This is a genomic window from Marinomonas sp. 5E14-1, from assembly GCF_039939215.1.
Taxonomy (GTDB): domain Bacteria; phylum Pseudomonadota; class Gammaproteobacteria; order Pseudomonadales; family Marinomonadaceae; genus Marinomonas.
On sequence record NZ_JBDXMW010000023.1, the window covers coordinates 1 to 23,512 of the forward strand.

At 41.7% G+C, this 23,512-nt stretch carries 16 protein-coding genes, 3 tRNA genes and 1 pseudogene; 13 read left to right on the plus strand and 7 right to left on the minus strand.

Annotated elements, in window-relative coordinates; genetic code table 11:
• Positions 1-379 precede the first annotated feature (379 nt).
• Positions 380-814, plus strand: a pseudogene (locus tag ABFY09_RS14780) (DNA recombination/repair protein RecA); the annotation flags it as partial.
• 224 nt (positions 815-1,038) lie between these two features.
• On the opposite strand, the gene ABFY09_RS14785 reads toward ABFY09_RS14780, so the two are convergent.
• Genes ABFY09_RS14785 through ABFY09_RS14805 form a run of 5 tightly spaced genes read right to left on the minus strand, consistent with a single transcriptional unit; the run spans position 1,039 to position 8,799 of the window.
• Positions 1,039-2,313 carry a HAMP domain-containing sensor histidine kinase gene (locus ABFY09_RS14785; RefSeq protein WP_347985047.1) on the minus strand — a complete coding sequence of 425 codons (1,275 nt, stop codon included), beginning with the start codon at positions 2,311-2,313 and terminating at the stop codon, positions 1,039-1,041.
• A complete protein-coding gene (locus ABFY09_RS14790) occupies positions 2,310-2,996 on the minus strand; it encodes a response regulator transcription factor (protein ID WP_347985048.1) in 687 nt (228 codons plus the stop codon). Before ABFY09_RS14790 ends, ABFY09_RS14785 begins: the two co-directional genes overlap by 4 nt.
• Before the next feature lie 10 nt (positions 2,997-3,006).
• Positions 3,007-6,177, minus strand: coding sequence for an efflux RND transporter permease subunit (locus ABFY09_RS14795; RefSeq protein ID WP_347985049.1), 3,171 nt, complete (start codon positions 6,175-6,177; stop codon positions 3,007-3,009).
• 1 nt (position 6,178) lies between these two features.
• Entirely contained in the window at positions 6,179-7,417 is a 1,239-nt protein-coding gene (locus ABFY09_RS14800) for an efflux RND transporter periplasmic adaptor subunit (protein ID WP_347985050.1), read from the minus strand.
• On the minus strand, positions 7,414-8,799 hold the full coding sequence (locus tag ABFY09_RS14805; RefSeq protein WP_347985051.1) for a TolC family protein: 1,386 nt from the start codon (positions 8,797-8,799) through the stop codon (positions 7,414-7,416). The genes ABFY09_RS14800 and ABFY09_RS14805 overlap by 4 nt, the downstream gene beginning before the upstream one ends.
• A 615-nt stretch (positions 8,800-9,414) precedes the next feature.
• Here ABFY09_RS14805 and ABFY09_RS14810 point away from each other — a divergent pair.
• A complete protein-coding gene (locus ABFY09_RS14810; RefSeq protein ID WP_347985052.1) occupies positions 9,415-10,971 on the plus strand; it encodes a hypothetical protein in 1,557 nt (518 codons plus the stop codon).
• A 19-nt stretch (positions 10,972-10,990) separates the two neighbouring features.
• Here the strand turns inward: ABFY09_RS14810 and ABFY09_RS14815 are convergent, their stop codons facing one another.
• A complete protein-coding gene (locus ABFY09_RS14815) occupies positions 10,991-11,446 on the minus strand; it encodes a regulatory protein RecX (protein WP_347985053.1) in 456 nt (151 codons plus the stop codon).
• A gap of 196 nt (positions 11,447-11,642) precedes the next feature.
• Between ABFY09_RS14815 and ABFY09_RS14820 the strand changes: the two genes are divergently transcribed.
• The 8 genes from ABFY09_RS14820 to ABFY09_RS14855 all read left to right on the plus strand — a co-directional run bounded on the left by ABFY09_RS14820 (position 11,643) and on the right by ABFY09_RS14855 (position 18,882).
• Positions 11,643-12,899 carry a D-amino acid dehydrogenase gene (locus tag ABFY09_RS14820; RefSeq protein WP_347985062.1) on the plus strand — a complete coding sequence of 419 codons (1,257 nt, stop codon included), beginning with the start codon at positions 11,643-11,645 and terminating at the stop codon, positions 12,897-12,899.
• Between the two features lie 9 nt (positions 12,900-12,908).
• Positions 12,909-14,009 (plus strand): alanine racemase, encoded by a 1,101-nt coding sequence (alr, locus tag ABFY09_RS14825; RefSeq protein ID WP_347985054.1) that lies wholly within the window; start codon positions 12,909-12,911, stop codon positions 14,007-14,009.
• A 210-nt stretch (positions 14,010-14,219) separates the two neighbouring features.
• On the plus strand, positions 14,220-16,838 hold the full coding sequence (gene alaS, locus ABFY09_RS14830; protein ID WP_347985055.1) for an alanine--tRNA ligase: 2,619 nt from the start codon (positions 14,220-14,222) through the stop codon (positions 16,836-16,838).
• Positions 16,839-16,882: 44 nt separating this feature from the next.
• Positions 16,883-18,127, plus strand: a complete 1,245-nt coding sequence (locus ABFY09_RS14835) for an aspartate kinase (RefSeq protein ID WP_347985056.1) — start codon at positions 16,883-16,885, stop codon at positions 18,125-18,127.
• Positions 18,128-18,266: 139 nt separating this feature from the next.
• Positions 18,267-18,455: a carbon storage regulator CsrA gene (csrA, locus tag ABFY09_RS14840; RefSeq protein WP_347985057.1), complete on the plus strand. Its 189-nt coding sequence runs from the start codon at positions 18,267-18,269 to the stop codon at positions 18,453-18,455.
• 70 nt (positions 18,456-18,525) lie between these two features.
• Positions 18,526-18,615: transfer RNA gene (locus tag ABFY09_RS14845), tRNA-Ser, on the plus strand.
• A gap of 61 nt (positions 18,616-18,676) precedes the next feature.
• A tRNA-Arg gene (locus tag ABFY09_RS14850) sits at positions 18,677-18,753 on the plus strand.
• A gap of 52 nt (positions 18,754-18,805) precedes the next feature.
• Positions 18,806-18,882: transfer RNA gene (locus ABFY09_RS14855), tRNA-Arg, on the plus strand.
• A 23-nt stretch (positions 18,883-18,905) separates the two neighbouring features.
• On the opposite strand, the gene ABFY09_RS14860 is transcribed toward ABFY09_RS14855, so the two are convergent.
• The gene (locus ABFY09_RS14860) at positions 18,906-19,883 is read right to left on the minus strand and encodes a tRNA-dihydrouridine synthase family protein (RefSeq protein ID WP_347985058.1); all 978 of its coding nucleotides are present in this window, start codon (positions 19,881-19,883) and stop codon (positions 18,906-18,908) included.
• A 179-nt stretch (positions 19,884-20,062) separates the two neighbouring features.
• Here ABFY09_RS14860 and ABFY09_RS14865 point away from each other — a divergent pair, with 179 nt between their 5' ends.
• Genes ABFY09_RS14865 through ABFY09_RS14875 form a run of 3 tightly spaced genes read left to right on the plus strand, consistent with a single transcriptional unit; the run spans position 20,063 to position 23,332 of the window.
• Complete coding sequence (locus tag ABFY09_RS14865; RefSeq protein WP_347985059.1) at positions 20,063-20,314, plus strand: OadG family transporter subunit; 252 nt, start codon at positions 20,063-20,065, stop codon at positions 20,312-20,314.
• A 34-nt stretch (positions 20,315-20,348) separates the two neighbouring features.
• Positions 20,349-22,142 (plus strand): sodium-extruding oxaloacetate decarboxylase subunit alpha, encoded by a 1,794-nt coding sequence (gene oadA / locus ABFY09_RS14870; protein WP_347985060.1) that lies wholly within the window; start codon positions 20,349-20,351, stop codon positions 22,140-22,142.
• Between the two features lie 17 nt (positions 22,143-22,159).
• Positions 22,160-23,332: a sodium ion-translocating decarboxylase subunit beta gene (locus ABFY09_RS14875; protein ID WP_347985061.1), complete on the plus strand. Its 1,173-nt coding sequence runs from the start codon at positions 22,160-22,162 to the stop codon at positions 23,330-23,332.
• The last annotated feature ends 180 nt before the right edge of the window (positions 23,333-23,512 follow it).

Genomic DNA, 23,512 nt, shown 5'->3' on the forward strand with positions numbered 1-23,512 from the left:
ACTCGCTATCGGCAAAAGTGAGTTGGTGTGACATGGTTGAGGCTCTAAAACTTAAAGCGCGATTATCGCATGGCTAGGACTTGTTCGCATATTCCTTAGATTGCGAGAAAACTCTACTTTTGGCTGCTGATAATTTTCGGGAGGGTTACTGGGGTTCTCAGGCCTTGCTAGACAGCAGTTTAAAAATAAAATTTTTAAACTTTGGACCTGTTCTCATTGTGCACGTAAAACTTGTTGTAATCCACCTACCTTATAAACATGTACCGATAACATTAATGTATTAAGAGCACTTGGCTATTGGAAGCCACCTCTTCTTTTAGTTACGGTTAGTTCTTGGTTCGGTCCACACAGTTTTAGGGAGAATCTATACAAAACAGAAAGTCCAGAGACAACAACTGGTGGTAATGCGCTCAAGTTTTACTCTTCTGTTCGTTTGGATATCCGTCGTATTGGTTCGGTGAAGCAAGGCGAAGAGGTTATTGGTAACGAAACTCGTGTCAAAGTAGTGAAGAATAAAATTGCGCCTCCGTTTAAACAGGCTGAGTTCCAAATTCACTACGGTGCTGGTATTTATCGCATGGGTGAAATTATTGATCTAGGTGTTAAGCAGGGTGTTGTTGATAAAGCGGGTGCTTGGTATGCCTACGCAGGAAATAAAATTGGCCAAGGTAAAGCAAATGCAGCGCAGTTCTTAGCGGATAACCCAGAAATTGCTCAAGAGATAGAAGCAAAAGTTCGTGAAGACTTATTGCCAAAAGGCAAACCTACTGCAGAAAAAGCGAACGAAATGGAAGAGTCAAACGAGTTAATCTAGTAAAAATAGCTACAAAAACTGTTCTGAGAAATGCTCAATGCATCGCATTGGGCATTTTTTTATGGATTTATTCAGAGAACACGCAAGTAATTTTCTCCATGAGGTAATTCATTCTTGCCTCATATAGCATCAACTTAATTTAAGTGTATGAGAAAAATTTTGATGAGTTAGGTTCTGATATATCACTTAAGTATGTAGTAGAAGTGATTAGTCATTGTACTATGCTAATCAGTATTTTCATGGCTCAGTTCAACAAAATAACCATTTTCAATGGTTTTGGTTTTATAGTGCCAGCCGTATTTTTCAACCAGTTTTTCGGTCAATTCTAACCCTAATCCGAAACCCATTTCTTCATTGATCGATTGATTATTTTCCATATCGTCATTCTGATTGGTAATCGATATAGTAGATCCCGATTGCTGAATGACGACTTTGCCAGAGCTTGTATGTTGGAACGCATTACGAATCAGGTTAGTAAGAATAATCCGACATAAAACATCTGGCACAACCAGCTCGCTTTCATCTGTTGTGAATATTAACTCGACCGTTTTTCCTTTTAATAAGTAGTTGAGGTCATGAACTATTTGCTTAGTGAAATCGCCTAATACAATGGTACTTTTCGGCAAGATTTTGTCTTCTTGTCGATTTAACCACAACAGAGTCTCAGTAAGGTCAGTCATGTTTATGCCCGCTCTTTCAATGCGGTCTAGCACTTCAATTTGCTTTTCTTGATTGATGTTTTTCTCAATCATTTTACGCAAAAGTTCTGCATTCGTTCTGGTGACAGCAATAGGCGTTCTGAGTTCATGACTGGCGTAGCCTAAAAAACGCTTCTCTCTTGCAAGGCTTTCTTGTACGGATGCCAAGCTGGATTTTATGATATCGGCGAGTGTATTTAACTCGCTGTAACGAAAATCAGGCGTCGGTTTCTGCAACTCTGTTTCATTGAAAGATTTTGCCCAGTTTTTTAAAGCGTCGACGGAAACCGTTGCTCTTCGGAAGATAATAAAAAGAGCCAATGAAAAAGCACTTAACGCACTAACAGCAATCAATATAATGTAAAAAAGTAAGGGCACTCTACCTGATTCATCTGAAGGGCGAGAAGGTTCATTTAATACCATTGAGGCGTATTTCATTTTGCCATTATGGCTCACCTTTATCACAAAATAGATGTACTCAGGAGTTGAAAAAAGCGGATAACCTTCCGCTACTTTTGCGAGTTTATTCGTCACAAGTTTGGATTCATCAAAATGATCTAAAATTGCCTGCGGCAAATCGTGCCAATGTGCCGCAACCGTAATCTCCCTCATTTGCACTGGTTTCTCAGTCTCATCCAACTCGATGAAGATGGCTTGCGAATAAAGAAAATTGGCCGAAGCGGCATCCAAACCGGCAAAAAAGTATTTTATGGAAACACTGGATAAAACAGACACTAAAATAGCACTGGTGATCAGCAAAGATAGGACAATATAGCGTTTTAAACTGGACGCCATTTTCATGTTATAGACTCTCGTTTTAGGGCAAAACCATGACCTGGAATGGTATGTATCAAACTGAGTTGATCGTCTATCTCAACCGCTTTTCTCAAATTAAACATATGCACTTTGAGGCTATTACTGTCTGGCTGATCATCCCCCCACACAAACTGCATCAGCTTTTCACGTGATACCGTTTTAGGGGTTTCTCGCATTAAACATTCTAAGATTTTCAACCCTGTGGGAGAGAGCTTGATTTCTTGATCAGCGCGTTTGACCTGCTTCTGCTGTAAATCCAACTCTAGATCTTCAACGGTTAATTTGTAAACTTGGCCACTACGGCGACGAGACAGAACTTGAGTACGAATAATCAGCTCTTCCATAGCAAAGGGTTTAACTAAATAGTCATCCGCCCCAATCGAAAAGCCTTTCACTTTATCATCCAATGTATCTTTCGCCGTGAGCATAAGAACCGGTGTATCAATGCCCTGAGAGCGTATTCCTTTACAGACCTCAAGCCCATTCATTTTGGGTAAATTAATATCCAGTATGATCACATCATAATGATGGTTGGTGATAAGCTGTAAGCCCAACACTCCATTCGAAGCATGATCACACTGAATACCTTCTAGATCAAAATACTCGATAATGGCGTTAGCCAAATCAATGTCGTCTTCCACAACTAAGATTTGTAGATTCTCCGCCATTATCTTTTCCTTATTCCCCAAGCGTTTTTGGTAAAATCGTCACATTCGTGACTTTACGCTTTATTTTAGCGCCAAGCTCTTTTACATCAGACTGTATCATCAGCATAGATGGTGTCAGAATCAATGTAATGACCGTGGCAAAAAGAATACCGTAACCTAATGCCGCCGCCGCTGGAATCAAAAATTGCGCTTGTGTTGATGTTTCTCCTAGCAAAGGTGCAAGACCGGCAAATGTCGTAATAGACGTCAACAATACCGCTCGTAGACGCCCTTGGCAGGCTTCCCTGATCGCTTCTTTTACTGACATTGTTCCTTCTTTTACCAACTCATTAAAGCGAGAAACCAATAGCAAGCTGTCGTTTACCACCACGCCGCTCAACGCCAGAATACCGTTTAATGACAATATACTAACGGTTAAGTCATTTAACCAATGTCCTAAGATCGCACCCACAATACCAAATGGAATAGCAACCATAATGATTAACGGTTGAACGTAAGATTTCAATGGAATCGCTAACAAAGCAAAGATCATAATAAGCGCGAATATGAACGTAGATTTCATCGAATCCGTTGACTCTTGCTGCTGCTCTGCTTCACCAGAGAACTCAATTGTCACTGTTGGATACGTCGCGTTAATCTCTTTTACGATACTGCTCTGTAATTGAGAAACCAATTCATTGGACGCAATGATATCTTGGTCAACGGTCGCACTAATGTAAACCGCTCGGTAGTTATCAATACGAGTAATCTCAGACTCTTGATAATCAGACAACACATTAGCAACACTTGTTAGTGGTACAACAGTGCCATCCGTAGTTCTGACATTCGCATTTTTTATATCTGCCAAGTTTTGACGATCTTCTTCTGGGTAACGCACACTCACCGTTACTTCATCTTTACCGCGCTGATAACTCTGAACCGTATCACCACCAAAAGACTGCAATACTTGCTCTGCCAAGCTTGCTTCATCCATGCCTAATGCACGACCTTGGGCCGTCAACTCAAAGCGATATTGAGGTTCACCTAAATCTAAGTTGTCATCAATACCACTTACGCCTTCAATGCTTTGGAGCTTGTCTTTAAGCAAGTTCGCCGCTTCAAACAATAGTTCTTCATCGTTTGCTTTTAATTCCGCTCGGAAGCTTTCAACCAACTCTTGCATGGAAAGTATTTTAAGCTTTTTCACCCCTTCCATACCTTCAGACATTGCCGTCCATTCTGACGCAAACTCACCGCTTGAATAGCTAGAATCTTCACTTAACTCAATGGCTACCGTACCGGATTTGTCCTCATCCGCTAAGACTTGAACACTTGTAATACTTGGTTCGTCACTTGCTGCTTGACCGTATTTTTCACGCAATTTCTGATCAACAACAAGCGCATTCTTCTCAAGCGCCAACAAACTTGTTTGCGTTTGACCAAAGCTTACATCGTTGTACATGCTGATACTTGCATTCACCGTATCGCTTTCAATTGATGGGAAAAAAGCCACACGTACAGCGCCATTAAATGGCATACCAACAACCAAAATAAAGAGTGCAATAAAGATCATGACCACCGCATAGCGGAAGTTCAACGCAAGAACAATAAGCCTTCTATAAATATTCTTGTTAAACCAATCTAGGCTGTCTGTTGCGATTTGTTGAATCATGTTCAACGGATTTTTCTTCGTCGGTGCTCTAGTATCAACATGCGCCAAATGCGATGGCAAGATCAATTTAGATTCCACCAAAGAAAGCAATAAACAAATTGTTACGACACTGGCAAATTGAGCGTAAATTTCACCTAACTTACCTTCAATCATAGCGATCGATAGGAAAGCAACGGCCGTTGTTAATACCCCAAAAACAGTAGGTGCGGCGACCTTATGCGTACCCACGATAGTACTTCTAATCGTATCGCCTTCCGCTTGTCGTGTTGTATACACACTTTCGCCAATGACCACAGCGTCATCCACAATGATGCCCAGCGCCATAATAAAGCCAAAGGTCGTCATCTCATTAATGGTTAAGCCAACAAAGCTGTCTGTCATGAAAAACAAAGTACCGCAGAAAACAAACGGCAAACTTGCCGATACCCAAAAGGCAACCTTGATATTCAAAAACAAAGCCAATACAACAAAGACTAAGGCAATACCCATCAGCATATTTTCAATCAACAAAGATAAGCGATCTTTGATTAACACACTTTGGTCATACCAACTGTCTATTTCTACATTGACAGGCAACGTGTTACTTTCTTTCCATCTAGCAACCACTTCTTCCGCTTGTGACACCACATTAATAACGTCACTGTGCTCGTCCATCACCAACTCAATCGCCATGGCATTTTGCTGGTTATAGCGAGAAAGGCTAAAAGCATCATCTTCAAACGTATCGGTAACCGTCGCGATGTCACCCAATAAAATTTGATTACCCGTAGAAGGGGTTAATATCGGAATGGCTTTAAACTCTTCGATTTCATACGCCTGCTCAGACGCTTTTAATCTAACGGTTTTCTCACCATTTCTAAGGCTAGTTGAAATACTTGTGCCAGACGTGTTGTTAATGGCATCAGAAATATCCGTTAACGTTAGGCCGTAAGCTTGAAGTGTCTTTTCATCCACTTCCACTGAGACCATAGGGTCTAATGTTGCATTTACGGTTAAATCACGAATCGCACTTTGGCTCAACAAATCCGTTTTTAGCAGTTCCGCAAGATCTTGCAGTGTTTCGCGATCGGCATCACCATAAAGTTGCACCCATAACGCGTGCTCTTGACGGGAAGCTTTGCTAACAATTGGGTTTTCTGCCTCAGCTGGCAAATCATTTAGCGAATCAATTTCGATTTGGACATCATCGAATAACTCATCCAAATCGTAATCACTTTCTTTTTCAATCGATACACTACTGCCACTCGAATTTGAAGTAGACGTAATCGTTTTAATACCTGAAACCGTTTCTAACGCTTCTTCAATTTTCAGCGCCAAACCTTCTTCAGCTTGCGCTGGGTCACCACTGTCATAGACAACAGAGACCGTCACAGTGTCAGGGTCTAGGCTAGGAAAAGCTTCTTTTCGTAAACTATCAATAGAGAACAAACCGACAATAATAACGCCAAGCATTAATAGGTTTGCCGCTACGGAATTTTGCGCAAACCAAGCGATCATACCCGTCGGCATAGGAGAAGACGACTTACTCATATTAGAGCGCCTCCTTAGTCATTTCTTCAGAGCCTGTTTCTTCTGAAAGCAGAACTTGAGGAGACACTTTCATTCCAACTTGGAAATTACTTAATGGGCGAACAATGACTTGTACCGTTTCACCGTCAACGACAGGGTTAATATAAATATAATCATCTCGTTCAAACAATGCCGTTGCTGCGTATTTGTTTAATAGACCTTGAGCATCAACAACCCATACTTCGCCCTGTTGAGACAAAGCAGACGCTGGCAATTGCCAAATGTTCTCACGCTCTTTACCATCAATATTCGCTTTTACAAACGTACCTGGAAAAAGCTTATTTTCCGTAGCAAGCGGCTTATCGACAATTAAGACAACCGAACGCTGACGTGTTGTTTTATCAACATACAGGTGTTCTCGCTTAATCACTGCAGGCCATTGCTTGCCACTACTGCCATCAGAAATTGTTGCAGTCCAAGACTCACTAATCGCCTCTGGAGGTAAATTCGTCCACTGCTGGTTAGATAACGGTACTTCTATTTCAATCAAATCCGTACTGTATAACATACCAATAGAACCGCCTTCGCTGATGTGCGCCCCCAATTGAAGAGTACGCTCTGTAATAACACCATCAAACGGTGCTCTAATTTCAGCATAGGCCAAATCGTTCTTCGCGCTAACTAAAGACTTGCGGGCATTTTCAACACTTGCTTGAGCACTGGCTAATTGTGGCTCACGAAACACTAATGGCGAATCTGGCTCACCTTTCAAACCTGAGCGATTCCATTCTGAACGTGCCTGCTCACCTTCTCGCTGCTCTTCAAACAACTCAAGCTCTGCTGTGGCAAGGTTCGACTCTGCTTCAGAAACCAGTTGCTGGTATGTTGAGTCATCAATTCTTGCCAACAAATCGCCTTTAGATACTTGTGTACCCACTTGGAATAAATCCGACAACCACTCTACTCGGCCACTAATTTCACTGGTGTAATCCAATTCATAACGAGACGTTGCTTCACCAAAACCAACAATCTTCGCCTTGTATGTACCAAGTTGCGTCTCTTGCACCGTCACTTTCGTAAGCACTTCTTCAACTTGCTCGGTCGTTTCTTGAGTCTCTGTCACTGTTTTTTGCGTAGATGCTGCTGGTTCATCACGTGGTGGCATTTGACTACCGTTATAAGCAATAACCGCAAAAATAGAACCTGCAGCTAAAAGAGTCACAACGAAGGTAGTGGAATGTTTTTTAAATGTATTTTTCATGAAGAAACTCCGATGCCTAACGCAAGGCCTAATTCAATTCGGTTTAATAATCTTTGGTAAATCATAGAGATAAGCTCTGCTTCGGCATCAAAAGCTTGCTGCTGGACAGTAAGAAGATCAAACACATCCACGAGTCCTTGACGATAGTTTTGCTCAGAGCTGACAAGGCTACGCTCTGCACTGAGCAAGGCTTCATTCAAATAGCCTTGTTGAATCGCATAAGAGCTTTCATAGCCAATGGCATTTTCAACTTCATTCACAGCGTCTAACAACGCTTCTTGATAAGCCCAATAAGTTTGTCTCGTCGTCAGTTCTTCAACCTCGGCTTGAGCTTTCAATGAGCCGCCTTGGAACAAGGGTGCGGAAATTTGCCCCAACAAGCTCCAAATTGGGTTATTAAACAAAGCTTCTGTAGGGCTTTCTGCCATATCCGCTAAGCTGGCCGATAAACTAAAAGAAGGCAGCATTGCTTTGTATGCGGCATTCGTACGAAGGGTTTGGGCTTTAATGTCCAAAAATGCTTGTTGTAAGTCGGGCCTGCCGGAAAGGTCTTGCACTGACATATTATCAAGAGGGTAAAGCACATCAGGGAAAGTATCAGCGACATTAATATCGACTAGCTCTTCATTCCAGCCACCCGTCAACAATAATAAACTGCGTTTATTTTGCTCAAGTTGCTCTTCATAATCGGCAATAGTCGCTTTTGTCTGTGCTGTTGCGGTTTTCGCTGTATCTAATTCATCCAATGAATCCAGACCTGAACGATAACGCTCTAAAATCAAGCTCTCTGTGCTCTTCAAAGCCTCTAGACGCTTTTGTTCAATCTGCAACAATTGTTGATCTGCACTGATGGCTAACCAACCTCTCATCAAGTTTGCTACGACAAGGTTTTTCGCTGTTTGCAAACTGGCTTCTGTTGAAAGAATGTCCGTTTTCGCCGCTTCATTCGTGTCAGCTAATTGCTGCCACAAATCCAATTCCCAGCTTACGGTAAGGTCCGCACTGAAAACGTCATCACTGTCTTGTGTTTTCTCACCGGAAAAAGAAGACGTCACAGAAGGCAATAAGTCAGCACGAGAAATGCCTTGGTTTGCATAAGCAACACTTAGAGCAATCACACTCTGTTGCAAACTTGGATTCTTTTGCAGCGCCTCTTCGATGTATTTCTCTAATTCAGGAACATCCACCAAATCGGTCAACTCGTTAACAGATGACTCAGATTCTTCAGTCGAAACATGACCTTCAATAGCACGATTAACAAGCTCTTCAATGGCACTAAGCGTGTCATCCTCCGCTTGATTTTCGTAGTTAACCTCACGTGTTGATGCACAACCAACCACACCAAGCGTAAGGAGACCAATAAGTAAATAGCGATAATTCATTTAGACTTCCTCTTAATATAAAGAGGATATTACAAGAAGGTGGGTTAAGGGAGAGTTAACGCTTTGGTTGGACTTCCCTGGTTTTACTGGGTACCTATTTAACGTCGCCATCTCCAAGGCAGTATGGTGGGCAAGATTGCTGACAACATATTGAAGCGTCAGTTTAATCTTAATGTCCCTAATAAAGCGTGGGTTAGTGATACCACCTGCATTAGAATCCATGAAGTTTTTTATGCGTTGAGACCGTTATCGACCTGTTTTTCAGGTGAGTTGTTGGATGGTCAATGAATAAAATGATGGGTCGGCAAAGGAGAGATATTTAATTTTATTGAGATGTTCTACAATCCGATAAAGCGATATTCACATACAGGTGGGGTGTCATCTACAAAGTTCGAAGAAAAGTGTTTTTTATAAGTTCCTACTGTTTAGCAAACTTAGGGAAGTCCGCAGCCTCATTAGGATGCGGAGCGGCTAATTAAGGTAATGATATAGAATATGGCTTAAAGTTAGCTGATGAGGCTCTTTTTCGCTCGAAAAGCGAAGGTCGAAATAGAGTTATGTTTGCAGCGTAATAGTATTTTTGAGGGATAGGTAAGTGAGAAAAGAGAGGTGGTTATGTTGATATGGCAATGGGGGTTGATTGCATCAAGCTCGGTGCTTTTTGTTGTGCTTATATTCACTTTTTTACGTTACCTATCTTTAAAAAAGCAGGTTGATGCACCGGACTCTGAGAAAAGCGATAATGCTAAGAGGAAGGAGGGTGATGATGCTTCTGCTGAAGAAAAAGAGCAATGGTTAGGTTTACTTAAAGAGCAAAAAAGCATTTGTGCTCAACTGCTTAACAATGTTTCTGTCTCCGATTTTCAAAATAAGGCTGCGCTGTCTTGTTGGTCGATATTTTTAGACGTTGAAATAAAGATCATCGAGCAGTCTGTGCCCCATTCTGAGGTTGTGGGGTTATTAGATGCATTTAAGAGTCTTTTGTCGAAAATTGATAAGGCACAAGAAATCGATGCTCTTTTCAAGTCTTTAAAAGTTAATCAATCGATCTTGAATGAGCTTAATAAAATTATTCAGCGAGCAAGTGATAAGGTTTCTGCGCAAGTTAACATCACCTCAGAATTAAACGCTCAACTAGAAAAACTTCATAACGAACTAAAAAATGAGGCGAGTTTAGATGACTCGTTAACATTGTTGAGAGCTGAAATGGCGAGTTTGTGCGAGTTCGCTGAACGATTGAAATTGCACCTTGATACGGTGAAAGATGAAGAAGGCAGTGCTCAATATATTGATGCGTTAGAAACTTTCTTAGATGAAGCGAAAGACTCTACTTTCCTGAATTCTATGCGCTCTGAGCTTGATAACAAAGTAGCTGATCTTAAGCAGCTAGCGGAGCATCAAAAAGAAATCATCGCTGACTTAAAAGAAAAGGTGCGCGAAGCCAAGGGCGGAGATGAAGGCGATGGAAAGCATATCGGAGCTTACGATATTGCCATTGTTCGTCTTGAAAAGGCTTTGTTAGAAAGTAGTCATGTAGTGAAGCGTCTTGAGAGTAAATTGGAAAGCCTCCAGTTGGTAAAGTACAACCTAAATATCGATATGATGAAGCGTGATGAGGCTCTTAAAGAGAAAAAATCCCAATTGGAAGGTGAAACAGGACAGTCTGTTCAAGGAATGGATATTTACAATGTTCTGGATGAAGAAAGAAGTACCATGCAAAATATGGAGGATTTGCTCCACCAAGGTGATTTTACGGAAGAGTCTGATGCGTTTGCCAATGAGCAGGCGTCTAAACTGAATTCCTTGCGAACTATGGTGAATGAATCTGAGCTTTATGTGGAAATGCTAGAAAAAGATTTAGATAAAGCGAAAGCGTTGCGGGAAAATTTAGAATATAAGCTGCTTCATCCAGAAGAATCTTCTTATGATGAAAGTGAAGCCGCTCGTGACTTGGAAGAGGCTCGAAACTTAACTGAGATTAATGAAGAGCTTGCTAATGAGCGAAAATCCTTAATGGCTGAATTGAGTGAAAGTCAGGATCAGGCTCAGTCATTTAATGACTTAGAAAAAAAGGTTGAAGAGCTTGATGATAAGATTGAAACAGTTCAAGCCAAGTATGTTGAAATGGAAGGGCGATATTTAACAGCATTAATGGCCAAAGAGGATGAATAGAAAGGTTGAGTAACAAAACTCAATATTCGTCCTCGGATGAGATGGCGTATTTTATTTCGTCAAAACTAAACCCCCTGTATTGAAGGTAGCGAGATTGTCTACCTTTTTCCTTAAAGTCCGTGGTGACCTCTTCGCCGAATTTTCTTGCTTTTAGCGTTTTTGCTAATTCAAACCAATCCACTTCAGCATTGTTGATTGCTTCTTTTGCTAACGTGCTGTTTATGCCTTTCTGAATAAGTTCTTGCAGAATGCGATTGGCTCCAAGTGGTTTGCTGATACGACTTCGGACAAAAATCTCAGCAAAACGTTCATCGTTGAGGTAGTTAATATTTTGTAGTTGCTCTATAGCAGAAGTAATGTCTTTGCCTGTATGCCCTTTTAATTTTAATTTGTTTACAAGCTCTTTTGTTCCATGTTCTCTATGGCTTAATAGTGATAACGCTTGATCGAAAGTGGAGAGTTTTTGACTGTGCATATTGTATTCCTTATTGCTTCTTTTGTGTGCCTATTTTAGCAGTTGAAAATGACTCTCACATTGATTATATAAAAAACCATAATGCCAAAGTATTTTGGGTTTTTATTTTTATTTTTTATTGAAAATAAGATGATAAAACTAAAAATCTTATGTGAATATGGTTGATATAACTATTTATTGGTTTTGGGGCGTTGTTATGCGTGTTTGTGTTCTTGGGGCTGGTGTTATTGGTCTTACTTCTGCGTATTATTTGGCGAAAAAAGGGTGTCAAGTGACGGTGATTGATCGTCAATCTGATGTTGCTTTGGAGACAAGCTTTGCTAATGCTGGGCAGATTTCTCCCGGTTATTCTGCTCCTTGGGCTGCGCCGGGCGTTCCTTTGAAAGCGATTAAATGGCTAATGCAAAAGCATGCCCCGTTAAAGCTGAGTTTAGAGCCTGAGCTTAAGAAAATAGATTGGATGATTAAAATGTTGGGGCAATGCACTAACAGTGCCTATGACATTAATAAATCCAGAATGATGATGCTGGCGGAATACAGCCGAGATAAATTTATCGAGCTTAGAAAAGAGATTGGTGTTCAGTACGAAGACGGTCAGGGTGGTACATTGCAATTGTTCAGAAAAATAGAGCAAGTTGATGCCGCTGAAAAAGATATCAAAGTACTTAAAGCTTTGGGCGTGCCGCATGAATTGCTGGCGCCGGAGCAAGTTATTCAGGTTGAGCCTGGGTTGAGTTCTGTTGTTGATAAGCTAAAAGGTGGCTTACGCCTAATAGGTGATGAAACAGGCGACTGTTATTTGTTTTGCAAGTCGCTTAAAGCCACTTGTGAAGAGCTGGGTGTTACCTTTCAGTTTAACTCTGATATTGAGTCTTTGGACGTTCAAGCAAATAAAATTAAGGGTGTAGTGACTCAATTGGGTCTTCAGGAGTTTGATAGTGTTGTCGTTTGTTTAGGGAGTTACTCGAAAGAGTTGTTGAAAGACTGTGGCGTGGACATTCCTGTTTATCCGGTAAAAGGTTATTCATTAACAGTGCCTATTTCAGACACGAATTTTGCGCCTATTTCCACTGTTATGGATGAAACATATAAAGTGGCCGTTACTCGTCTTGGTAATCGTATTCGTGCTGCTGGAACGGCTGAATTAACGGGTTATAACTTAGATCTCCCTAAATCCAGAACTGAAACCATTAGTCATGTGGTAGGCGATTTATTTGGTAAAGGTTGTGATTTGGCTGAAGCTGAATACTGGACTGGGTTACGTCCGATGACGCCAGATGGAACGCCAGTGGTTGGAGGAAGTGGTATCGATGGTTTGTATTTGAATACGGGTCACGGAACTCTCGGTTGGACAATGAGTTGTGGTTCTGCAGCGGTGATTGCGGATATCATAGCGGGTGACAAAACAGATATTGATTCTCAGGATCTATCTGCTGAACGTTATAAAAAGTAAGGATTAGAAATGGCAAGACCACTCACTGCAACGATAGATCTGAATGCAATTTTACATAACTATCGTTACGCAAAAAAACTTCAGCCAACCTGTAAAGCCTTTGCTGTTGTGAAAAGTAATGCTTATGGTCATGGTGCCATTGAAGTCGCAAAACACCTTGATGAAGAAGTGGATGCCTTTGCTGTTGCGGCTATTGAAGAAGCAATGTCCCTTCGAGAAGCTGATGTGAAATCATCTATTATGTTGTTAGAAGGTGTTTTTGAAGCTGAGGAATGGGCGTTGTGTGAGCAGTACGGTTTTTGGGCTGCAATAGAAAACGACACTCAGCTTACATGGTTATTGGACAGCGAAGCAAAGATTGAAAAGGTTTTTGTTAAATTGGACACTGGAATGCATCGTTTAGGCACAGATAAAAACGGCGCTAAATTGCTTGTGGAGAAATTGAAGGAAAGCGGCCTAGTTGGCGAGGTGTTGTTAATGACGCATTTTGCTTGTGCTGATGATTTGTCTGATATTACAACGATGGAGCAACTTACTTACTTTGAGCAGACTCGTCGCTCTATTGGTAGTATCGAAGCCAGTGTTGCGAATTCTGCGGCTATTATGAAATGGTCTGTTCCTGAGGGTGGATGGATTCGACCTGGCATTATGTTGTATGGGATTTCGCCTTTTGCAGGTTTGACGGGGCAGCAGTTGGGTTTGGTTCCAGCCATGACGTTGTCATCGAAAGTAATTTCTGTTCGCTCTTTGAAGCAAGGTGAAAAAGTTGGCTACGGTTTGTCTTATGTTGCTAAGAAAGATCATCAATTAGCAACAGTCGCGATTGGTTATGGTGATGGATATCCTAGACATGCTCAACATGGTGCACCTGTTAAGCTTAATGGGCAGTCGGGCGAATTGGCTGGTCGAGTATCAATGGATATGATTACAGTGAAGCTATCTAACTCAGATCAATCGCTCGAAATTGGGCAAGAGGTTGTTTTGTGGGGAGAAGAAGTTCCTGTGGAAGAGGTGGCTGAGTTTGCTGGCACCATTGGCTATGAACTCGTAACTAGAATGACTTCCCGTCCTAATTATCGTTATCAAGCCTTTAACGAAATCAAATTGTAACCCCTTAATAAGGCCTCGATTCTTAGCGAAACGAGGCTTTAGTTTAAGAATTGTACAAAATAACCTTAAAATTCTACGGTTTCTTTTGAAAACACCTATCCTTTGCGTGTACTATTTTGTGCTTTTCGTTGTACAGAATAGGCACTTATTAATATGCCGTTCACGCAACCCAATTCGTCCTGAAAAATAGAGATAGAGACGCACCTTATTATGAAGAGTTCTGAGTTACGCCAGTCATTTTTATCGTATTTCGAAAGTAAGCAACACCAGATTGTTGATTCTAGCTCTCTGGTTCCTGGTAACGATCCAACTTTGTTGTTTACTAACGCGGGTATGGTTCAGTTTAAGGATGTATTTTTGGGTGAAGATCAGCGCCCATATACCCGAGCAACCACATCCCAGCGTTGTGTTCGTGCGGGTGGTAAGCATAACGACCTTGAGAACGTAGGTTATACAGCGCGCCATCATACTTTCTTTGAAATGTTGGGTAATTTCAGTTTTGGTGATTACTTCAAAAAAGACGCTATTTCTTACGCTTGGGAGTTTTTGACGGTTGTTCTGAAATTGCCGAAAGAAAAGCTGCTTGTAACAGTCTATGCGGATGATGATGAAGCGTTTGATTTGTGGCATGACATGATAGGTGTGCCGAAAGAAAAGATCATACGTATTGGCGACAATAAAGGTGGTCGTTACCAATCTGATAACTTCTGGGCGATGGGTGATACAGGCCCTTGTGGCCCTTGTTCTGAAGTTTTCTACGATCATGGTGAGCATATTTGGGGTGGGCCTCCAGGTTCCCCAGAAGAAGATGGTGATCGTTTTATTGAAATTTGGAACGTCGTCTTTATGCAGTTTAATCGTTCTGCCGATGGCTCTATGGCTCCGTTACCTAAGCCTTCTGTTGATACAGGAATGGGGCTTGAGCGAATTGCTGCCATTTTGCAAGGCGTTCACAGTAACTATGAAATTGACTTGTTTCAAAACTTGATCGCAGCATCTGCAAAAGCTGTTGGTACTGATGATTTGTCTTCTCAGTCATTACGAGTTATTGCTGATCATATCCGCTCTTGTTCATTCATGATTGTGGATGGCGTTATCCCGTCGAATGAAGGGCGTGGTTATGTGTTGCGTCGTATTATTCGTCGTGCGGTTCGCCACGGTAATAAATTGGGCCAGAAAGGTGTGTTCTTCCATAGATTGGTTGAGGCGCTTGATATTGAAATGGGTAATGCGTATCCAGAGTTACGTAAACTTAAAGACCGAGTGACTTCTATCTTATTAAAAGAAGAAGAGCAATTCGCAAAAACCCTTGATCAAGGTATGAAGATCCTTGAAGAGGCGATCTCTCAGCTTGGCGATGAAAAAGTGGTTCCAGGTGAAACCGTTTTTAAACTCTACGATACTTTTGGTTTTCCTGCAGATTTGACGAACGATGTTGCCCGTGAAAATGGCTTGGAAATTGATGAGGTTGGCTTTGAGAAAGCGATGGACGAGCAGCGTAATCGTGCTCGTTCTGCTAGTAATTTCTCGATGGATATGTCTAGTGGTTTAACAATTGACAGCGTTACTGAATTTACGGGCTACGACAATTTAGATGGCCAATGTGAAGTGGAATCTATCTTGGTTGATGGTGTTGCTGTTGACTCTATCGAAGCGGGTCAGTTTGCTGCTGTGATTTTAAAAAGCACGCCTTTCTATGGTGAGTCAGGTGGACAGGTTGGTGACAAAGGCTGGTTGCGTGGCGCTGGTGCTTTTAAAGTGTCCAATACAACAAAACAGTCAAAAGCCCATTTGCATCAAGGTGAATTAAAAGAAGGTCGTCTTTCTGTAGGTGATTTGGTGGCGGGTGAGGTGGATCGTTCTTTGCGTATGGCGACTACATTAAATCACTCCGCAACGCATTTGTTGCATGAAGCGCTTCGTCGCGTTCTAGGTGACCATGTTACTCAGAAAGGTTCTTTGGTTGATCCAGAGCGTTTGCGTTTTGACTTCTCTCACTTTGAAGGCGTAACAGTCACGGAAATTGAGCAAATTGAAGACATGGTGAATGAGCAAATTCGTTTAAATCGTCCTGTTGAAACTGACTTGATGGATATTGAGTCTGCAAAAGCAAAAGGTGCTATGGCGCTATTTGGTGAGAAATACGACAGTGAAGTGCGTGTTCTAACAATGGGAGTGGATTACTCTATTGAGCTTTGTGGTGGAACGCATGTTAAGCGTACAGGTGATATTGGTTTATTTAAAATCGTTGCGGAAAGCGGTATCGCGGCAGGTGTGCGTCGGATTGAGGCGTTAACTGGTAAAGCAGCAATTGATAGTACCCGACACATTGAGGCTTTGCTTAGCAATGTGGCTAGCTTGGTAAAAGGCAATAAAGAAAGCGCTTTTGATAAAGTTGTGGCGTTAAATGACCAGGCTCGTAGTTTGCAAAAAGAGTTAGATCTTCTAAAAGGTAAAATGGCTGCTCTCGCAGGTGCTGATTTGGCCTCTCAGGCGGTTGCGATTGAAGGTGGTAAGTTATTGGTTGCCCAGATTGATGTTGTTGATCCAAAAGAATTGCGTGACTTGCTAGATGAGCTGAAAAGTAAGCTAGAGTCAGCTGTTATTCTTCTAGCTGCGGTTAATGATGGCAAAGTGAGTTTAATTGCTGGTGTAACAAAAGAGTTAACCAAAAAGCTAAAGGCGGGTGATCTTATTAAAATGGTTGCACCTTTGGTAGATGGTAAAGGTGGTGGTCGACCAGATATGGCTCAAGCAGGCGGTAATAATCCTGATGGGTTGCCAGAGGCTCTTGCTTTGGTCCCTAGTTGGGTTGCTGAAAGAGTTTAATTTGATTGGCTCTATTGAGCTTTGATGTGGGTAATAAATAGATTATGGCGTTGTTAGTTCAAAAATACGGTGGCACTTCTGTTGGTACAGTTGAGCGTATCGAGGCGGTCGCAGATAGGGTTTATAAGCATAAGCAAAAAGGCGATGACGTTGTTGTCGTTGTATCTGCTATGAGTGGCGAAACAAACAGATTGATTGAGTTGGCGAAAAGTGTCATGCCTTCGCTTGATGCTCGTGAAATGGATGTTTTGCTTTCAACTGGTGAGCAAGTAACCATCGCTTTGTTGTCTATGGCATTGATAAAGCGTGGTCTTGATGCTCGTTCTTATACTGGTTCCCAGATTCGTATTACAACTGACAGTGCTCATGGTAAAGCTCGTATTCAGAAGATAGATACTGAAGCAATGAGAGCAGACTTGGACGCAGGTCGCGTTGTTGTTGCTGCGGGTTTTCAGGGTGCGGATGAGTTCGGCAATATTACAACGCTAGGTCGAGGTGGCTCTGATACAACTGGTGTTGCTTTAGCTGCGGCTTTGAAAGCGGATGAGTGTCAGATTTATACCGATGTAGATGGTGTTTATACAACGGATCCTCGTGTGGTGGATAGTGCTCGACGTTTGGATAAGATCACATTTGAAGAAATGTTGGAAATGGCGAGCTTGGGCTCAAAAATATTGCAAATTCGTTCAGTAGAGTTTGCAGGTAAATATCAAGTGCCATTAAGGGTGTTGTCTAGTTTTGTTGAAGGTGAAGGTACGTTGATTACAACAGAGGGGAGCGAGAATATGGAACAGCCAGCAGTTTCTGGTATTGCGTTCAATAGAGATGAAGCAAAGTTAACATTAAAAGGAGTGCCTGATATTCCAGGTGTTGCTTCGCGAATTCTTGGGCCAATCAGTGATGCCAATGTCGAAGTGGATATGATTGTTCAGAATATCTCTTCTGTAGACGGTACAACAGACTTTACCTTTACTGTGCATCGTAATGAATATGATCAGGCTTTATCTACACTGAATGTTATCGCTGAAGAATTAGGAGCTACAGAAGTGCTTTCTGACGCTAAAATCGCGAAGGTGTCTATTGTGGGAGTGGGTATGCGCTCACATGCTGGTGTGGCGAGCAGTATGTTTAGAGCGTTGGCGGAAGAGTCAATTAATATACAGCTTATTTCTACATCAGAAATTAAAGTGTCAGTGATTATCGATGAGAAATACATGGAACTGGCTGTTCGTACATTACACTCTGCGTTCAAATTAAGTGATGGCGCGTCAGGAGTTAGCGAAGCGTAACAATTGGCTACATAAAGTCATAAATTTTTTGATGGTTAAATATTTGGCAAAAAGCTACAATTCGTTTGTAGGAATTCCCTTACAAAGATGTCGGGGAATTCATCTTCTAAATGTGATAATTAATTTCAGGGAAAATTTTATGCTTATTTTAACTCGTCGTGTTGGTGAAACCTTGATGGTTGGTGATGAGGTTTCTGTTACTGTATTAGGTGTTAAAGGAAACCAGGTGCGTATTGGTATTAATGCACCTAAAGATGTTTCTGTGCATCGTGAAGAAATTTATCTTCGCATTCAACAGGAACAAGATGGACAAGACGCTGAGGAATAATTTTTTTAAAAAAATTCTCAAAAAGTCTTTACATGTTTTTTAGGCAGTATATACTACGCCGCACTTGTTTGGAGAGTTGGCCGAGTGGCCGAAGGCGCTCCCCTGCTAAGGGAGTATGGGGTGAAACTCATCGAGGGTTCGAATCCCTCACTCTCCGCCATTCAAGTATGTCTTTTAAGAACTTCCTTCTTAATTAAAAAGACATCGTGTTATGTGATTATGCACCCGTAGCTCAGCTGGATAGAGTACTCGGCTACGAACCGAGCGGTCAGAGGTTCGAATCCTCTCGGGTGCACCATCCATAAAAGCTTTTAGATTCTTCTTTAAGTGTTGCAAAGAAATTATAGTAAGCACCCGTAGCTCAGCTGGATAGAGTACTCGGCTACGAACCGAGCGGTCAGAGGTTCGAATCCTCTCGGGTGCACCATTTACTACTTCTCAATTCTTACTTTACCCTTTCAGAACTATTTCTATATTTCTTAGAAACTCAATGATGCTATTGCTTCTTCTTAGAGTCGTTAGATTGTTTCTTATGCTTGTATACTCAAACCGTAAATGACCACACCATTGCTTTAATCTTCCTAGAGTGGCGACTTCGTCGTATTTTTCTTGTAGTTTCATTGTGTAGATGGAGAAGAGATTAAATAGCTCATGTTCTTGCTTGTTTCTAGTCTCCCCATTTAGTTCAGCTAATATATCTTGAAATACAAAGGGGTTGTTCAAAGATCCTCTGCCAATCATAAAGTGGTTGCACCCTGAAATGGATTGGCACTTTAATAGAGATGTTATGTTTGTGATGTCTCCATTGGCGACGACTAACATTTTTGTTCTATCTTGGATTTCGCCTATTTTTTCCCATCGAGCTGGTGGCTTATAGCCGTCTTTTTTTGTTCTGCCATGCACAGTAAGTTTGTTTGTTCCAGCAGCTTCTATCGCGGCAACATTATCAAAAAGTAAGGCTTCATCTTCATAACCTAAGCGTATTTTGGCTGAGACTGGGATGCTTTCGGGCAATTCGCTTCGAATGGTTTTCATAATTGTATGAAGTGTATTGGGATTTTGTAGTAAAACAGAGCCGCCTCCATGACCGTTTACCCTTTTTGCTGGGCAGCCAAAGTTAATGTCGATATGAGTTGCGCCAGCTTCAATCGCATTGATCGCACTTTCGGCCATAAGCTTCGCATTGCTACCAAGCAGTTGAGTGTGTACTGGATGTTGGTATGCAGTTTGGGCGTTGTTTTTATTTTCTGGTACTAGGTGTTGGAATGTGCTGGTGGGGATTGGGTACTGAGTGACTCTCACAAACTCTGATACAAGGTAGTTCATGCCTCCAATGCTTGAAAGGAGTTCGCGCATGGTGTGATCCATTACACCTTCCATAGGTGCGACGGCAAGAGTGATTGGATTGTTCTGTGTTGATTTATTCAAAATAAGGGTGCTTTCTGCTGAATTGTTTACGAAATAAGCATAACTGTTATGCAAAAAAAATATGAAACTGTTCTGGTTTGTGGTAAAAAACTACCTATTAAAAAGAAACTATTCTATTTGGGGTGCATCTGATCATATTCGATCGGCACAAACAAGATAATAGCAAGGGTATTGATGTTATGAACGGGTTGCTCGGAGATGGCTTTGGGTTAATGGTCTTGGGGATGGGATTTGTCTTTCTTTTCCTGTGTATCTTAATCGTTGCGACGGGTTTTATGTCTCGTCTACTGAACCAATTTTTTCCAGATGTTTCTAACGCTGCGCCAAGCGCGAAGCCAGTTGCTGTACCTGCGGCAGATAGTGTTGACCCGAAGATTGCGGAAGCTATTACGGCAGCAGTTCACTACCATAGAAACAAGAAAAATTCTTAAACTATTAACTATCCAGATTTTTTGAGGCTGAAACATGACAACCACTAAGCAACCTCTTGGCATTACAGATGTCGTTTTGCGTGATGCTCATCAATCTTTGTTTGCTACGCGCATGCGAATTGATGACATGCTTCCCATTGCTGAAAAGCTTGATAAAGTTGGCTTTTGGTCACTTGAGTCATGGGGTGGTGCAACATTTGACTCTTGTATTCGATTTATCGGTGAAGACCCATGGGAGCGTATTCGTGAATTGAAAAAAGCGATGCCAAATACGCCTCAGCAAATGTTGCTTCGTGGTCAGAACTTATTGGGTTACCGTCATTATGCAGATGATGTTGTAGATAAGTTTGTTGAGCGTGCTGCTTTTAATGGTGTAGATGTTTTCCGTATTTTTGATGCGATGAATGATCCTCGTAACTTAGAAACAGCGATTAAAGCGGTTAAACAGCAAGGTAAGCATGCTCAAGGTACGATTTCTTATACTAAGAGTCGAGTGCATACGACCCAAAATTGGGTGGATTATGCGAAAACGCTAGAAGATATGGGGGCGGACTCTATTGCTATTAAAGATATGTCTGGCATTTTGACTCCTTACGATGCGTTTGAGTTGGTTAGTCTTTTAAAAGCGCAAACGGATCTAGAAGTTCAATTGCATGCTCATGCAACTTCTGGATTATCTGACATGACGATTCTTAAAGCGGCTGAGGCGGGCGTTGATCGTGTTGATACAGCAATCTCTTCTATGTCTATGACATATGGTCATAGTGCAACGGAATCTGTCGTTGCTGCTTTGCAAGGAACGGATCGTGATACCGGGCTGGATTTAACTCAGCTTGAAGAAATTGCTTCTTATTTTCGTGAGGTAAGAAAAAAATACGCTAAATTCGAAGGCTCTTTACGTGGAACAGATTCTCGTATTCTTATCGCTCAGGTTCCTGGTGGGATGTTGACGAACATGGAGAGTCAATTAAAAGAGCAAGGTGCAGCGGATAAGTTTGATGATGTGCTAAAAGAAATCCCTAAAGTGCGTGAAGATCTTGGTCTGATACCGCTTGTAACGCCGACATCACAGATTGTAGGTACGCAAGCTGTATTGAACGTATTAACAGGTGAGCGTTATAAGTCTATCTCTAAAGAAACAGCTGGTATTTTAAAAGGCGAGTATGGTGCCGCGCCTGCTGAATTTAATGCAGAGCTTCAAGCTCGTGTGCTTGATGGTGCTGAAGCTATTACATGTCGTCCGGCTGACTTGTTATCTCCAGAAATGGATAAACTAACAGAAGAATTGGTTGGTTTGTCTAGCGAGAAGGGGATTCAGCTAGCTAATGACCAAATTGATGATGTTTTAACATATGCGTTATTTCCTCAGATTGGTCTTAAATTTCTTCAGAACCGTGGTGACGCTAGTGCATTTGAGCCGGCACCTGTTGCGGAGTCAATTGTAGATTCTTCCAGTGTGGCTAATTCCTCTCCTGGTGGTGAAGGTGTTTACACTGTTTCTGTTTCTGGTGAAGAGTATGTTGTTCAAGTGACAGAGGGGGGAGTGGTTGGTGCTATCCAGCCTGCAGGTTCGGCATCGGCTTTAGTTGCAGTGTCTGTTGCCCCGGCAGCATCTTCAGGTGAAGTGGTTCCATCTCCACTTGCGGGAAATATTTTTAAAGTGCTTGTTTCTCCTGGTCAGCAAGTTGAAGAAGGTGAAACAGTTATGATTTTAGAAGCTATGAAAATGGAAACTGAAATTTCAGCCCCTAAATCTGGTGTGGTTGGTTCCATTAATGTGAAAGAAGGTGACTCTGTACAAGTTGGTCACACGCTTTTTACTTTGTAATCTAGGAAAACTTAGAGATGGAAAATAAGCTATTAAATTTGCTTCATGATACTGGCTTCTACCAGCTTGAGCTGGGGCAGTTTGTGATGATGTGTGTTGGTCTTTTGCTTGTCTTTTTAGCTATTAAAAAGGGGTTTGAGCCGCTGTTGCTATTGCCTATTGGTATTGGTGCAGTCATGGTTAATATTCCAGGTGCAGGCTTTATGGCGGCACCTGTTTATGATGCAACTGGACATTTAGTCTCGCCGGGTGGTCTTCAGTACTACATTTATCATGGTGGTATAGAAACTGGGTTGTTCCCATTGCTCATTTTTATGGGTGTTGGAGCTATGACGGACTTCGGCCCTATGTTGGCTAACCCTAAAACGCTTCTTTTAGGTGCTGCTGCTCAGTTCGGTATCTTCGCAACGGTTATTGGTGCTGTGGTACTAGGTGCAGCTGGAATTATGGATTTCACCTTAGCGGATGCCGCGGCGATTGGTATTATCGGTGGTGCCGATGGTCCTACGGCGATCTTTGTTGCGAGTCGGTTAGCTCCTGACTTACTTGGTGCTATTGCTGTGGCAGCATACTCTTATATGGCTTTGGTGCCATTGATTCAGCCACCAATCATGAGAGCACTTACTTCTAAAGAAGAGCGTGCTATCAAGATGGTTCAGCTTAGAGAAGTTTCCAAGAAAGAGAAAATTATTTTTCCTGTTGTGGTGATTTTCCTAGCGGCTATGTTTTTACCTAGTGCGGCTCCATTGTTGGGTATGTTCTGCTTTGGCAACTTGATGAAAGAGTGTGGTGTTGTTGATCGATTAAGTGATACGGCTCAAAATGCTCTTATCAATATAGTTACTATTTTCTTAGGTTTGGGCGTGGGTTCGAAGCTTAGTTCTGAGGATTTTTTGAATCTTGAGACGTTGGGTATTCTAGGTTTGGGTTTGGTGGCTTTCTCTATTGGCACAGCTTCAGGTGTTATTATGGCTAAGATTATGAATAAGTACTCAACTGAAGATATCAATCCTCTAATTGGTGCAGCAGGTGTGTCTGCCGTTCCTATGGCGGCGCGGGTGGCGAATAAAGTTGGGCTTGAGGCGAATAAGCAAAACTTCTTGTTAATGCATGCTATGGGGCCAAATGTAGCTGGTGTTATTGGGTCGGCTGTAGCGGCTGGTGTGATGCTAAGTTATGTTGGTGGTTAGGTTTTAAATTCTATTTCAATTCTAATAGAAGTCCTCTTATTTTGAGTGAATGAGAGGGCTTTTTTTTGTCTTGAGAATTATTTTAAAATTAATTGTCTTTTTTGACATAAAAAGGTTGCACAAAATCTGTATATCCTTAATATACGCCCTCGCTGACACGGACAGGGCTTAGCATCTTAA